Genomic DNA, 14,506 nt, shown 5'->3' with positions numbered 1-14,506 from the left:
AATCAGATCGCTTTCTTTTTGGGGCTGGACGTCAAACAATAGATAAAAAGAGTATTTGCAGCCACGTCATAATCTGTATAACGTGATAAGTCACGGAAATTAGAATGATGAGGCCTTGTATGTCCCGCTTATTTCAGTCGATCCAATATGGTTCACTCTCTGTAAAAAATCGCATTGTGATTGCACCAATGTGTCAATATTCAGCCAATGATCAAGGTGTACTGAGTTATTGGCATGAGCAACAATGGGGCAACTATGCCTTATCTGGTGCGGGCTTATGTATTATTGAAGCAACAGCAGTGCAGCCTGAAGGGCGAATCAGTTTTGCAGATTTAGGCTTGTGGAATGATGCTCAGCGCGATCAAATGCAGCAGCTATTGAAAAAAGTGCGTTCAATCTCTCCCATGCCCTTCGCGATTCAATTGGCACATGCGGGTCGTAAGGCATCTACGGATAAGCCTTGGCTGGGTAGAGGACAAATTACACCAGAAGAAAAACATGGTTGGCAAACCGTTTCTGCCAGTGAGGTCGCATTTAATCCTAAAGATATTCCACCCCATGCCTTATCAGTTGCTGAACTTAAACAAGTGCAACAAGATTTTGCCCAAGCTGCAATTCGTGCTGTGGATGCAGGATTTGATTTAATCGAGTTACATGCTGCGCATGGTTATCTGTTGCATCAATTTATGTCACCACTGGCGAACCAACGTCAGGATGAATATGGGGGTGAATTTGAGAACCGTATTCGTATGACTTTGGAAACATTCCAAGCCGTGTTCGCTGCTGTTCCTGAAGGTTATCCAATTGGTGTGCGTCTTTCGGCTCAAGACTGGTTTGATGGGGGCTGGACGGTTGAAGAGTCGGTTGAATTGTCTAAACGTCTACAGCAATTGGGTGCTGCATATATTCATGTTTCCAGTGGTGGTTTACACGTGGAGCAGGCAATTCAGATAGGGGCAAATTATCAAGTGCCGTTTGCACATGCGGTAAAACAAGCGGTCGATATTCCTGTGATCGCCGTAGGGCTTATTACCGAGGCCCAACAAGCAGAACAGGTGTTGCAACATGAGCAAGCCGATGCTATCGGCTTAGCACGTGCGATGTTGTACGACCCGCGTTGGCCTTGGCATGCCGCAGCAGAATTGGGAGAAACTCTGGAAATTGCACCGCAATATCTGCGTTGTCAGCCACATGGTGTGAAGCAATTATTTAAGCCATTTTCCGAGTAAATTGCACTTTGATGGGATATTGAAGAAAACACGGTTAGTAATCAGATCATGATCATTACGTGAGTAAGCACAACGAGGAGCTATTTTGAAAAAGCATTGCCATGGAGCACACTTGTGGTTTTAAGTATTATTTTACCGATTATTTTGTTGGTATTGCTTGGGTTCATCTGTGTGAAAGGTGGTTTAATTCTGTCTGAACAGATTAAAGCGCTGAGTGCTTTCGTCATTAAGATCGCATTGCCTGCATTTTTATTGCATGCCTTAGCCAGTCGTAACCTATCTGAAATCTGGCATCCTAGTTATTTTATCGCTTATGGCGGTGGTTCATTACTGCTGTTCGTTTGTGCTTTTGTTTTATATTGGCATTATTTCCAACATCGCTTAACTGCTTCGGCAGTCATGGCGATGGGAGCATCGATGTCGAATACTGGTTTTATCGGTACCGCAATTTTGACCATGTTGATTGGTCAACATGCTGCAATCTATATTTCTCTGACTTTGATTATTGAAAATCTACTGATTGTCGCTTTGGTATTAATGATTGCTGAGGTGGGATTACAGCAGCAGGGGAGTTTTAAACAGGTTGCGATACCCACTTTAATTAATCTGCTGAAAAACCCAGTCATTTTAGCCATTATTTTGGGCATGGGCTGTGTGCTGTTGAATCTAAAATTACCCGCTGCTATCGATCAGATTTTAGCGATGCTAGGGAAGACGGCATCACCACTGGCGCTATTTGTGATTGGTGGGAGTTTGGTGGGGATAGGTCTAAAAGCCATTGATATACAGAGCCTTGTTTTGGTTTTTTTAAAAATCATCCTCATGCCATTGACCATTTTTCTCCTATTTTCTGTACTGCCGAATGTCAGTCAGGAAATGTTGTATGCAGGAACTTTATTGGCTGCATTACCGATGCCCATCGCATTTGGTATATTTGGACAGACTTATGGACTAAATGAAAAAGCACTTACGCCTTTAATGCTCAGTACAATTTTAGGGTTTGGAGTTGTGAGTAGTTTGATTGCATTTTGGTGGGGATAAGTTTCAATCTTTCGACCCAAAAGAATGCCCATCTTTTTAGATGGGCATTTTCTATACCAACAAGTGATCGGGATAAATTAGCTTTTTTTCGCGGCTTTAGTTGAAGATGCCGTTGATGCTTTCGCCTGTTCAGCCATCATTTTCTCAACCACAGCTAATGATTCTTGAGCTTGTGGTACATTTTCTTTCGCAAGCGCCGTGAAGATTTTTTTCGCTTCAGGCAAGTTTTGCGGCACGATATTACCATTGGTAAACATGTTGCCTACCGCCATCAATGCAGGAATATAGCCTTTTTGCGCCAAGGTTTGAATACTGGCTAGACCTTGCTTGATTGGAGCTTCATCTTTGTTCTTGAAACCAGTGCTAATGTCATACAAGGCTTTCGCATGAATGGCTTGGAAATTTCCTTTTTTAACTAAAGGATCAAGCTTTTGTAATGCCAGTTTGTCTGAGGCAGGATTGTTTTCTGCAAAAAGTAAAACGGCTAGGTCGACTGTTGCATCGCTAAAACCCTTAGCAGAGGCTTTTTCAAAATATTGTTTGGCTTTTGATGTATCTTGTTTTAAACCCAAAGAACCTGCTAAATAATTTTTACCCAATACATAGTCTGCAACGGGATAACCTTTACTGGCCGATTGTTCATAAAGCTGAATAGCTTTCTTTTCATCTTTGGTTGTCCCTTGTCCAACTTGGGTTAAATAGCCTAAATTGTAGAGGGCTTGAGGATTGCCTGCTTTGCCGAGTTTTTCTAATGCTTGATAGGCACCTGTCATATTGTTGGCTTTGACCATGGCTTCAACTTCAGCAAAAGCTGGATCGACTGTCGCAGGTTTGCTTTCGGCAAATGCGAATTGTGTGGACATCGCGATTAAGCTAGCAAGAATTATTTTTTTCATCTTTCAAAAACCTTATGGGGCATTCACACAATTCCATCTGTGTGTGGGGTAGAGAAACAAATACATAATAAGTTGAATTGATCGAATGTAAATATAGCAATTGTGTTTTGCTGAAAATTATTGTTATCGATTTAGGGATATTTATCCATGCTTTAATTTGCTTAATTCAAGCTTGTAGAAATCATTACTCCATATATCTGATATGGAGCTTTACATCAGGAAGGAAAATTCATCAATCTTAAAAGAAATCTTATAGTTTACGCCAAATGATATCTTCATCATTTAAATCTACAGTAAAACTAAATTTGGCGTCATCACTCACCAATAAAGAGTTGGGTGTTTTTAATAAGACTTTAAGAATCGTACCTTCTTCAAAGACTTTTGCCGTGTGGTTTTCTTTTTCTAGGGTAATCGGTTTAATGAGTTCGATTACAAATGATTCCATATTATTTTCCTCATGAATTTAGTTAATTTTATGGCACCAGAGTAGCATTATTCCTTTTCGACATAGATTGCTCTGCATCTGAAATACAAAATATTCGATGGAATAACAATAAGAAAATGTTATTGATCTTGATAAAAATCAAAAGTCTACTCCATGCCTGTCTGATTTTTCTGTAAAAACCAGCATAAAAGCAATATAGGGTGGCTTATCCACTGAGAATAGAATAATTATGTAAAAGAATCTGGGAGCATAGTCAGAATTCTTATACTTCAGTGCGAATGTAATAAACGTGAAAAATTATGAGATAGATTTAATAGATAAGCACAGTAAATGAGAATTGTTTTCGTAAACAAGTGCTTATCATTGAAAAAGGTACAAATATCTGTAAAAGTTCGTACCATAAATTACAAAATTAGGATTAGTATTCCAAGGATATTCATTCAAACAACTCAAGGATTTTCGGGTTCAATGTTTAAATCATTTTTTCCAAATCCCAAATGGTTTTTTATTTCGGTGTTGATCTGGTCTGTGCTTAATATGACTTTATGGTACACGGGTGGAAATACATGGGGAAGTGCCATTGGATGGCCACAGGGATATACAAATGCAGAGTTACCTGTAGGCGTGAGTCGTTTTTGGTCACCTTCATTTTTATGGTTTTATGTCTGGTTCTTTATTTCAACGGCACTCTTTGCTTTGTTCTGGAAGTTTTTTTCCGACAATAAGTGGCAACGTTGGTCGATTTGGGGTTCTGCCTTTATTTTGTTTAACATCTGGTTTGGCGTACAGGTCAGTGTTGCAATCAACGCTTGGTATGGCCCATTTTGGGACTTAATCCAAAATATGTTGGGCAAAGGTGGCAATATTAAAGACCTATATATGGGCACCTTAACCTTTCTTTACATTGCGATGGTTGCAGTAACGTTTGCTGTGATTAATGCTTTCTTTACCAGTCACTATGTATTCCGTTGGCGTACAGCGATGAACGAATACTATACGGAACGTTGGGAAAAACTGCGCCAAGTTGAAGGTGCTTCGCAACGTGTGCAGGAAGACACCATGCGTTTTGCCACCATTATGGAAGATTTGGGGGTAGAGCTGATTAAAGCCATTATGATTTTGGTCGCTTTCTTGCCTATTTTATTTGATCTGTCCAAACATGTACCTGTATTACCGATAGTGGGAGAAGTGCAACATTCATTGGTCTGGGCATCTATTATTTGGGCGATTTTTGGTACCGTATTATTGATGGTAGTGGGAAATAAGCTGCCAGGTCTGGAATTTAATAATCAGAAAGTGGAAGCTGCATATCGTAAAGAATTGGTCTATGGAGAAGATCATGCAGATCGTGCGCAGCCTGCAACCTTAGCCGAACTTTTTGGTCGTGTGCGCAAAAACTATTTCCGTCTGTATTTTCATTATGCCTATTTCAACTTGGTGGCAACGTGGTACCGACAACTTGATATTTTATATAGCTTAGTGGTGCTATTCCCGTCTATTGCCGCGGGGAAAATGACCTTAGGTTTGGTCAATCAGATTGGGAATGTTTTTGATAAAGTTCGTGAATCTTTCCAATATTTAATTATGTCTTGGAAAACCATTATTGAACTGTTGTCCATTTACAAACGTTTGAAAGCCTTTGAATCGATTTTAGATGAATAATTGAACTGTTTATCGAATGAAAAACCTGCATTTTTGCAGGTTTTTTTCACTTGGAAAGTAATGCCATTTTGTTCAAATACCTGAAAAGCGTTAAACTAAAAACAATGATGACAATAAATAACAGTGCCTTCCTGATGAAATTTATCCCTTATTTTATTTCCACCACCTGTCTCGCTGTATTCAGTACAGCCATTTTGGCGCAAGATATTAAAGGAACATCCTTTTCTCATGAAGATTGGGAACTTTATTGTAGCAATACAGGTACATGCCGTGCGGCAGGTTACCAAAATGATGATTTCAGTCAATCTGAACCCGCATCAATACTTTTGACGCGTCATGCAGGTGCGAAGCAAGCGGTAATCGCAGAATTTGCTTTAGCCAGTTTTGAAAAAGAAGAATTGCCTGTGTCTAAGGTTCAGAATATTCATTTTTTTGTGAATAATCTGGATTTAGGTGTGGTGAGTGTGGAGGGCAATCAACTTCCTTTAATGGGTGTGCTATCTAAGTCCCAAGTGAATGCTTTATTAGAAGTTGCGGCTCAAAATGTCAAAATTGAGTTTAAGAATAAGGATTTACATTGGCAAATTTCAGACAAAGGCATGACTGCAACATTGCTCAAAATGGATGATTTTCAAAAGAGACTGAATACAAAGGGTGCTTTGATTAAAAAAGGGAGCAATAGTGAAGCAAGTGTTTTAGCTGCTATCCCCAAATTCGTAGTGAAACCAGTGAAGACGGCAAATCAACCCTATCGGATTTTAGAGCCAACTCAAGCACCCTATCAAACTTTGTATAAAACGTTGATGTCATCGCAACCGAAAACTGAGGACATGGGTGAAGGGTTTTGTGAAGGAGTCTATACAGGTGAGGGACAGGAGCCGCAACCAATTCAACTGTATAAACTGAGTGAACAAAAGGTATTGGCCTCAACGCTATGCTGGCGTGCCGCCTATAATGAAGGTTATGGCATGTGGGTATTAGATGCTTCACTCAAAGGTCCTGCAACTTTTATTACTGAAACTGCGTCAGATTTTTCGGAGGGTCATATTTATAGTGGGCAAAAAGGGCGAGGCATTGGTGACTGTTGGGCAATTGCAGAATGGGTGTGGAATGGGCAACAGTTTGTGCAAACGGTGGACCGTTGGACAGGAATGTGTAAAGGTTTAGCTGCGGGAGGCGTGTGGGAATTAGATAAAATTGAGGCAGTGGTCAAGTAGTTGGTCGATCATCATGTATTGAAGTTTGGGTAGGTAAGTTTATTTTTATCTAGCTGATATCAAACAACATTTTATATAAATCCATTTCCGTAGAGTCTACTTAAGAAAATTGTGTTAATTGATACAATCAAAAAGTTAAAAGTATAAATTATTTAACATTAAATATAGTTTGCTTGATCTGGTTTTCAATAAAAACAAAAAATGAATAGTAAAATCAGTAACCTATGATTTGTTATTTTATGTAATTTACGATATTTTTAAATAATAAAATAATTTATTGAGAACGACGACGTGAATTTAAAACAATTTATTTTCATTGGGGCGATGGGAATGACTTTACAGGGATGTAACCACATCAGTAATTTCAGTACCGATTCCATCAATAAATATGCTACTCCACAAGCTTTAATTGACCAGAAAAAATTGAATGCTTCGAATGGTGGTGCGAAAGAATATGTTTATGATTGGGGACAACAACAAAAAAGCACAGAACCTCAGGCACTCTATCCACGTAAGTATTTAGGGAGTTATTGTCATGCTAAAGGTGGAAAATTTGGTTTGCTGTATAAAAGTAATTTGCATTTAGTCAAAGATCAGGCCCAAAAAAAGCGGTTGATGGCAAATGGTAATGTGAAACAGGGCATAGGTGCTTATGAGTGCGTATTGCCAGATGAACATTGGATTGTTTCGATTGAACCGACAGCAGAAGGAAAGTTGGAAAGCAATCTTTCTGCGCGCGCTGTGAGCTTACAAACCCGTATGTTGAGTGCAGATGAAGCTCATCAATGGTATAAAAATATAGGGGGAAATTCGACTGAGAAGAAAACAACAAAAAATGCCGTAACGACAAAAAACAGTAAAATTGAAATAGCCAAAGAACCTGATAATAAAAAAGATACTGAGAAAAAGAAAGAAAGCAAACCTACTGTGGAAACTTCACAAAATGTAACTGCTCCAGTGGTTGAAACGCCCCAACAACAGCAGCTCAAAGCTTATGTTACCGCCCGTCGAGATTTAAGCAAAGGTACGAATAAGCTAAACGCATGTAACAGTGCACAACGTGCCTATAACTATGGAAAATTGGCAGGAACAAATGCTAGTGTATATATCGATTCAGGTATGTTGGTTGCCCGTTGTTTGACCAGTGTGCCTGCTTATAGCAGCCGTTTTTCTAACCCGAAAGGGCAAGCCAATAAAATTTTGCAAAATCTTGCGAGTAATTATAACCATGCAGGTGCAAAACGTATGTTGAAACAAGGGCAATAGGCGGTTGAAGGTTAAGTTAAAGTAGATTATTAGACTGAAGTATCATCACTGAATACAGTAAAGAAATAGTTGTCAGAATGCATAAAAAATGCTGAACAGTTAGGAAAATTCAATTTATTTTGAGGTGGCTTAATAATCGTAATTTTCCCCCTTTCTGTTAGGGAGATTGGCCATCCAACACCTTAAAAATGCATACCTTATTATAAAATCAAGAGGGCTATTTTTATTGGTGCTGGAATAAGTTCACGACTATACATCATCAGTTATTTTGGACGAAATAGCTACTTTCGCATTGTGTTCTATAGTCCGCCTAGAACACAACACTACTCGCTTGATAATTTTTTAAATCTGAATGCTTGCCCCTAAAACTTTTACAAACTGTGCCAACCAAGCAGGGTGTGCAGGCCAAGCAGGTGCTGTGACCAAATGTCCATCCGTTACTGCTTCCGTGACTGCAATATCAGCATACTTTCCGCCCGCCAGTTTTACTTCTGCTGCACACGCAGGGTAGGCAGAACAGGTACGACCTTGCAGCACATTGGCAGCGGCCAGAATCTGTGCACCGTGACATACCGCAGCAATCGGTTTCTTTGCTGTATCAAATTCTTGCACAATTTCAATTACACGGGCATTCATGCGTAAATATTCGGGTGCGCGTCCTCCTGGAACGACTAAGCCAATATAGTCTGCGGTATTCACGACATCAAAATCATGGTTGATGGCAAAGTTGTGTCCACGCTTTTCGCTGTAGGTTTGTTCCCCTTCAAAGTCATGAATCGCTGTGGCAATACTGTCGCCCGATTTTTTGTCTGGACAGACTGCATGTACGGTATAACCGAGTCCTGTTAAAAACTGGAAAGGCACCATAGTTTCGTAATCTTCGGCATAGTCACCGACCAGCATGAGAATTTGTTTAGACATGATTTTTCTCTCTGTGTTGTTATGGTTGGAATCATTCTGCTTCACCATAGCATAGCCTGATGAGCAGTTTAAACCATGCTGTGTTGTCTTTAGTCGTAATGCATGATGAGTAAGGGGCACAGGAAATAAAAGCGATTGAATGATTAAGATGATCAGTGGTTTTAGACTGGATCGGCATTAAAATACTAGGCTGTCGTATAGCAATAACAAAGGAAAATAAAGATGAAGGTAAAACATTGGGGTTCAAAAGGTTTGTTGTGGGGTGCTATCAGTTTTTCTTCAATGACCATGGCCGCGGATATGGAAACTTATCGGGGAATGGGCACTATGAAACAAGATTTTCCGACTTTTAAAGCGTTAAAGGTAGGTGGTTTTATTGCCAAGAAACCTGAAGTTTCCCGTTATGACTATAACGATGTGTTTATCATCAAAAAACCACTCAAGTTTATGGGGCAAAGTGTGGTCGCGGTATCAGATGAATATATGTCTGAATATGTGGGTTGTTGTGTCAGTGAAGGTTGGGGGGCTGTATTGAGCAAGACTGCGGATTTAGCTGCACTGCAACAATTTGCTAAAAAGCATCAATGTACTTTAGCAGCTAGAGCAAAGGATGAGACTGATTATTATAGCCACAGTCTGAAAAGACGTCCGCAAGCTGAATATTATGAACTGTCTTGTCGGGAACGAGATTTAGCGCAATATTAAATCATGTTTGATCAGGTTGTAGATGTCACTCGGTGAGTTGGATTAATTCAATATCCCATTAGAAAAATGATGAAACCCGCACAATGCGGGTGGATTTGTTTTTTGCCAATTTTTATAAAAAACTAGCACCAGCAACGGCTCCAAACAACATCACCCAAAGCGGATGCACTTTCTTAAACAGACTCATCACTGTGGCAATGGCAATAATGGTAATCAGCAAACTATTTTGTGCCGAAGCATCGGCAATAATCCACGCACTGACCAGTACCAAGCCCACCGTAATTGGTTTTAAGGCTTTTTCAAAGCGTTCGCGTAGAGGATGGTCTTTAAACTGATTCCAGAATTTGAGTGCGAATACCGTAATCACGGATGAAGGGCCAAACTTGGCGAATGAGGTGACTAAAAGTCCAGCAGGGCCTGCTACATGCCAACCGACCAAGGGCACAATCATCATATTTGGCCCAGGTGCTGCCTGTGCCATTGCAAACATGGTGCTAAACTCGGTGGCACTTAACCAATGATGTACCTCGACCACCTGATGTTGCATTTCGGGCAAAATTGCAGGACCACCACCAAAGGCCAGCAAAGACAATTGAGTAAAAACGATGGCTAAAGCAATCAGAATCATACGTTTTTTGCTCCTTTATTCAGGCTTAATACGCTCATGTTGATCGCAACCAAAATCAGTAAAGTTAGCAGCAATGGAATTTTGATCACCAACATAAATATAAAGGTCAAGGCAATGGTTAACCAAGTTAAGTAGCGTCGCATAATCGGGCGGAGCATTTTCAGCCCCATCGCAAATAGCAAGCCTGCGGCAGCGGCAGCCAGACCTTCAATCATATGTCTGACCATAGGAATAGATTGAAACTGGGCATACAGTTCATACAGCATAATTACAATGAAAGTCGGTGCCGAGATTAAACCTACCATCGCACTCACCGCACCTTTTACCCCTTGAAATTGATAGCCAATAGCGACTGACATATTGATGATATTGCCACCGGGCAGTAGTTGGCACACTCCAAGTAAATGCGTGAATTCCTCAATCGTTAGCCATTTGCGATCATCTACAATCATCCGATGTGCCAGTGGCAACACCCCACCAAACCCCATCAGACCGAGCTTCATAAATCCCATAAATAACTCCTGAGAATTGGGATGAATCTCTTGTTCCAATGGAATTATTTCTGTTTTCATTGCCGACCTCGCTATCTGGAATATCAAAAGTATGCGCTTGTAGCGTTATAATGAAAAATGCTATTTATGGTGTTATTCATACCTAAAAAGTATGCCTTAAAATAGAGAGATCAGATGGATATTCATAAGCTCAAAGCCTTTGTGGCTGTGGTGGAAGAAAGCAATATTTCACGTGCGGCAGTGCGTTTAAATATGCAGCAACCACCGTTGACCCGTATTATTAAAGGGCTAGAAGATGAACTGAATGCACAGTTACTCAAGCGCTTGCCTCGTGGTGTCGAGGCAACTGAAGCAGGCAAAGTGCTGTATCAAGAAGCCTTAACTATATTGGCACATGCACAGGCGATTCCGCAGCGGGTACAGAACATTACCCAAGGTTTGGAAGGGCAGTTGAATATTGGAATTACTAACTCGGTAGGACTACATCCTTTTTTACCAGCCTTGTTGCGTAATTTCCGTGAAGCCTTTCCTGCGGTGTCGATTCATTTGGAAGAAGATGGCAGTAATTCACTGATTGACTCCATCAGTAATGATAAAAATGACATTGTATTTCTACGTAAACCTGCACCAATTGGTTTAGGGCTAAACAGCTTACATGTGTTGGATGAACCGTTGATTGTGGCGATGCCGAATAATCATCCTTTGGCGGAACAGCCCGATGCAATTCACTTACTCGATTTAGAAGCTCATGATTTTGTGCTGTATCGTCGCCTAGCGGGTCAGGATTTATTCGACAATATTATGGCCAGTTGTTATCAGGCGGGTTTTAGTCCGAAAATTGTGCAAGAAGCACCACGTTTAACTTCTAGTTTAAACCTGATTGCAGCAGGGATTGGCTTATCGATTGTGCCTGAAGCGATTCGTGATTTCTGGAATAAACAGATTGTGTATAAGCCTTTAAAGGCGGATTTGCCGTGTATCGCCCCAATTTATGCGGTGTATAAGCACAATCCTGAAAATGTCCGTTTGCAGCATGTGTTGCAATTATTAGGCAAATAGCCTCAAGAGATACAGAGTCATAACAACTGGGTAGTAATGCCTGTGCTACAAAGAAGCCAATCAGTTATTGGAATTCAGTATATGTCTGTTCAGCTTGTGAAAACTCTGGGGAAATGGTCGGGTCTTGGTCGTGCGGTATTATTGGCAGCCACAGTTTTAGGCGCTACGCAGATGAGCATGGCGAGTAGCACAGTGGATCAACTGAGTGACTGTTTAGTAAAATCGACCACAGCGACTGATAAAACTGCAGTGTTGCAGTGGACGTTTGTAGCGTTATCGACCCATCCTGATTTAAAGCAGTTTAGTCAGGTCACGGAAGATCAGAAAACTGCACTGGATAAAAACGTGGCGCAGGTGTTACAGCGTATTTTGGTTGAGCAATGTTCAGCACAAACCAAAGCCGTGATTCAGGCGGATGGTATTCAAGCCGTAGGTGAAAGTTTTCAGCAGTTGGGACAGATTACAGGCGAAGAAATTGTAAAAAATACTGAAGTGAAGCAGCAGTTGAATGGTTTGTTGCGTTATGTGGATTTAAATAAGATGGTGACGACCTTTTTGACGCCTGAGATTTGGAATAAGTTGGGTGTGATTAGGTAATTTTACCTCTCCCTAACCTTCACTTTAAAGTTGTGCTTTACAACTTGCTCAGGAGAGAGAATATCAATTTTAAATTTAACTTGTTTGTAAATCTACAATGAAAGCGCCTTCTCCCTACGGGAGCAGACGGGGGAGGGTAACTATAAATCACTTATAAATTAGGATCTTGAGATTTGGAAAAGTCCTATGTCTTCGTATTTGGCGATAAAGAACGTTTTTCGATGATTGTATCTTAATAATTTAGGATAATTAATTGAATTATTTTAGTAAGTTAATTATATTTTCATTCTATTGATTTTACTGAATAATTGAAAGAAATGATTGTTGGGATTTTTTTAAGGCACATAAAAACTTATAAAGGTATTAACTTTATCCCTTTAAGTGATGGAGAAAAATTTTGCGGTTTAGTTGGTAATAATGGGATTGGAAAAAGCACAGTACTTGAAGCTCTCGATAAAATTTTCTTGTCTAATAAAGAGTGGAATATTAACTTATCTCATAATAAGTCTTTAGATGACTCTAATATTCCCTACATTGTACCAATTTTTTTAATAGAAAAAGATAAAATAAAATTTGATGTAAAAGAGTTGGAGGTTGTTCAGGTTATTGATAAATCTATAAAAAGAATAAAGACTGGAAATTTACCTCCAAGATTCTCTGGTTCAAAAGAAACAGTACAACACATTGAAAGAATAACTTCTACTCTAAAAAATATAGATGATTATTATTTAATTCCACTAGGGGTTACTCTTAATAACAAAAAGAGTTTTAGCGTTTTTAATGCTTATTTCAAAGGTAAGTTATCTGAATTTTTGGATGGAATAAGTACTCCAAGCACAGATCTCGAAGATTTTGATGAAACCGAATTTGACTTTAGTGTTTTAGATAATATTTTCAATAAAATAATAGATATTTATAGATATATTTATATTCCTAGAGAATTGAGTGCTGAAGAGTTTACCAAACTTCACAACAAGCAATTTGAATTTCTTATGGGTAAGAGCTTACAGCAAACCCTAAATGATACTATTTCGCCAACAACTGTAAAAAAAATAAATGATTCATTAGATCTAATCATTTCTGAATTAGAGGGTGATCTTGAATCATATATTTATAAAACAAATAGTGACGTCAGACAGACGAAATTAAAAAGAGTTGATATCAATAATTTAATAATTGAAGCATATTTTAATATTAGATCTATGCATCTCAAAGTTGATGAAAATTCATCAATGGCAATTACTAAACTAAGCTCTGGCGAGAAACAAAAAGCAATATTAGATATAGCTAATAGTTTACTGAGAAAAAACTATGAAAATAACAATAACAAATATGTCATTTTCGGTTTTGATGAGCCTGAATCATCTCTACATATTTCAGCATGCTTTGATATGTTTCAAAGCTTATATGAAACAACTCAATTTTGCTCACAAGTTATATTTACTACTCATTGGTATGGTTATATTCCTTCTGTAATAAGAGGTAATACTGTAATTATGGGTAAAGGCAGTGATGTTGGTCACAAGTTTGATTTTATTAATATTACAAAATATCGTGAAGAAACAAGAATTATAGGTGCCCAATCTCGTAATCAACTCCCTTTTAGTATTCAATTAAAAAGTATTAATGATCTTGTTCAAGCAATAATTTATGGAAGTATGAGTGAAAATCCATTTAATTGGCTAATTTGTGAGGGATCTTCAGAAAAAATTTATCTGTCTGATTTTTTGTCAGAATTAGTTGAAAATCAAAGGTTAAGAATTTTACCAGTTGGTGGTTATAGTGAAGTTAAGAAATTATATAACCATCTATCAATTGCTTTTGAGGATTTTAAACAGGAAATGAAAGGCAAAGTTTTTTTGCTTTGTGATACTGATTCTACGTTAGATATGAATACAACTAATCTTAGACAAGATGCTCAACATCCTAAGCTAAAATATAGAAGACTCATAGTCAATGAGGGAAGTGAAAATGCTGAACTTGTGATGATTAACTCTCCAATAGCTGCAAATTCTTCTGTATTGGAAGATGTACTTAATGCTGAAACATTTTTGAAAGTATTAGAGCAGATGAAAGAGGAAAATCCTGAATTAGAGGAACTTATTGATGTTCATAAAAGGGTCGAACTCGTAGAAAATATTTTTTATCCATCTGCTTTATGTTTAAGATTATCAATTCCAGAGAAGAGAAGATTAAAGAGTTTTTTTGGAAAAAACAATAATCATATGAAGGTTGAATTTGCATTAAATTATATAACAGCTGTGGATAATAAGAATGAAATACCTTGGATAAATGAAATACGAAGTTTCTTTGAGTAATAGAAAACCC

General features: G+C 38.7%; 14 protein-coding genes. 9 read left to right on the top strand and 5 right to left on the bottom strand.

From position 1 onward, the window contains the following. Positions 1–119 precede the first annotated feature (119 nt). Both F4W09_RS12870 and F4W09_RS12865 read left to right on the top strand, forming a co-directional pair. A complete protein-coding gene (locus F4W09_RS12870) occupies positions 120–1,229 on the top strand; it encodes an NADH:flavin oxidoreductase/NADH oxidase (protein ID WP_151505028.1) in 1,110 nt (369 codons plus the stop codon). A gap of 114 nt (positions 1,230–1,343) precedes the next feature. Beyond that, on the top strand, positions 1,344–2,270 hold the full coding sequence (locus F4W09_RS12865) for an AEC family transporter (RefSeq protein ID WP_044739270.1): 927 nt from the start codon (positions 1,344–1,346) through the stop codon (positions 2,268–2,270). Between the two features lie 77 nt (positions 2,271–2,347). Here the strand turns inward: F4W09_RS12865 and F4W09_RS12860 are convergent, their stop codons facing one another. Then, entirely contained in the window at positions 2,348–3,166 is an 819-nt protein-coding gene (locus F4W09_RS12860) for a tetratricopeptide repeat protein (RefSeq protein ID WP_044739271.1), read from the bottom strand. A 250-nt stretch (positions 3,167–3,416) separates the two neighbouring features. Then, positions 3,417–3,611, bottom strand: a complete 195-nt coding sequence (locus tag F4W09_RS12855) for a hypothetical protein (RefSeq protein WP_044739272.1) — start codon at positions 3,609–3,611, stop codon at positions 3,417–3,419. Positions 3,612–4,079: 468 nt separating this feature from the next. Between F4W09_RS12855 and sbmA the strand changes: the two genes are divergently transcribed. The 3 genes from sbmA to F4W09_RS12840 all read left to right on the top strand — a co-directional run bounded on the left by sbmA (position 4,080) and on the right by F4W09_RS12840 (position 7,756). Then, entirely contained in the window at positions 4,080–5,273 is a 1,194-nt protein-coding gene (gene sbmA / locus F4W09_RS12850) for a peptide antibiotic transporter SbmA (protein ID WP_151505027.1), read from the top strand. Positions 5,274–5,416: 143 nt separating this feature from the next. Beyond that, complete coding sequence (locus tag F4W09_RS12845) at positions 5,417–6,490, top strand: DUF1176 domain-containing protein (RefSeq protein WP_418655094.1); 1,074 nt, start codon at positions 5,417–5,419, stop codon at positions 6,488–6,490. 291 nt (positions 6,491–6,781) lie between these two features. Beyond that, positions 6,782–7,756 (top strand): hypothetical protein, encoded by a 975-nt coding sequence (locus tag F4W09_RS12840; protein ID WP_244948571.1) that lies wholly within the window; start codon positions 6,782–6,784, stop codon positions 7,754–7,756. A 342-nt stretch (positions 7,757–8,098) separates the two neighbouring features. On the opposite strand, the gene F4W09_RS12835 is transcribed toward F4W09_RS12840, so the two are convergent. Beyond that, positions 8,099–8,677 (bottom strand): DJ-1/PfpI family protein, encoded by a 579-nt coding sequence (locus F4W09_RS12835; RefSeq protein ID WP_016165357.1) that lies wholly within the window; start codon positions 8,675–8,677, stop codon positions 8,099–8,101. 222 nt (positions 8,678–8,899) lie between these two features. Here F4W09_RS12835 and F4W09_RS12830 point away from each other — a divergent pair, with 222 nt between their 5' ends. Next, on the top strand, positions 8,900–9,382 hold the full coding sequence (locus F4W09_RS12830; protein WP_151505025.1) for a hypothetical protein: 483 nt from the start codon (positions 8,900–8,902) through the stop codon (positions 9,380–9,382). Positions 9,383–9,494: 112 nt separating this feature from the next. Here F4W09_RS12830 and F4W09_RS12825 read toward each other — a convergent pair whose 3' ends face one another. Further along, positions 9,495–10,010, bottom strand: coding sequence for a chromate transporter (locus F4W09_RS12825; RefSeq protein ID WP_151505024.1), 516 nt, complete (start codon positions 10,008–10,010; stop codon positions 9,495–9,497). After that, the gene (locus tag F4W09_RS12820) at positions 10,007–10,582 is read right to left on the bottom strand and encodes a chromate transporter (protein WP_151505023.1); all 576 of its coding nucleotides are present in this window, start codon (positions 10,580–10,582) and stop codon (positions 10,007–10,009) included. The genes F4W09_RS12825 and F4W09_RS12820 overlap by 4 nt, the downstream gene beginning before the upstream one ends. 114 nt (positions 10,583–10,696) lie before the next feature. Between F4W09_RS12820 and F4W09_RS12815 the strand changes: the two genes are divergently transcribed. The 3 genes from F4W09_RS12815 to F4W09_RS12805 all read left to right on the top strand — a co-directional run bounded on the left by F4W09_RS12815 (position 10,697) and on the right by F4W09_RS12805 (position 14,496). Next, entirely contained in the window at positions 10,697–11,581 is an 885-nt protein-coding gene (locus F4W09_RS12815) for a LysR family transcriptional regulator (protein WP_151505022.1), read from the top strand. Positions 11,582–11,662: 81 nt separating this feature from the next. Then, positions 11,663–12,178 (top strand): hypothetical protein, encoded by a 516-nt coding sequence (locus F4W09_RS12810; RefSeq protein WP_151505021.1) that lies wholly within the window; start codon positions 11,663–11,665, stop codon positions 12,176–12,178. A 317-nt stretch (positions 12,179–12,495) separates the two neighbouring features. Then, on the top strand, positions 12,496–14,496 hold the full coding sequence (locus F4W09_RS12805) for an AAA family ATPase (RefSeq protein ID WP_244948573.1): 2,001 nt from the start codon (positions 12,496–12,498) through the stop codon (positions 14,494–14,496). Positions 14,497–14,506 lie beyond the last annotated feature (10 nt).

The organism is Acinetobacter tandoii (assembly GCF_008867985.1).
In the GTDB taxonomy this organism is placed as follows: Bacteria; Pseudomonadota; Gammaproteobacteria; order Pseudomonadales; family Moraxellaceae; genus Acinetobacter; species Acinetobacter tandoii.
The sequence above is the reverse complement of the archived record's forward strand: the minus strand, read 5'-3'. Positions and strand labels throughout refer to the sequence as shown.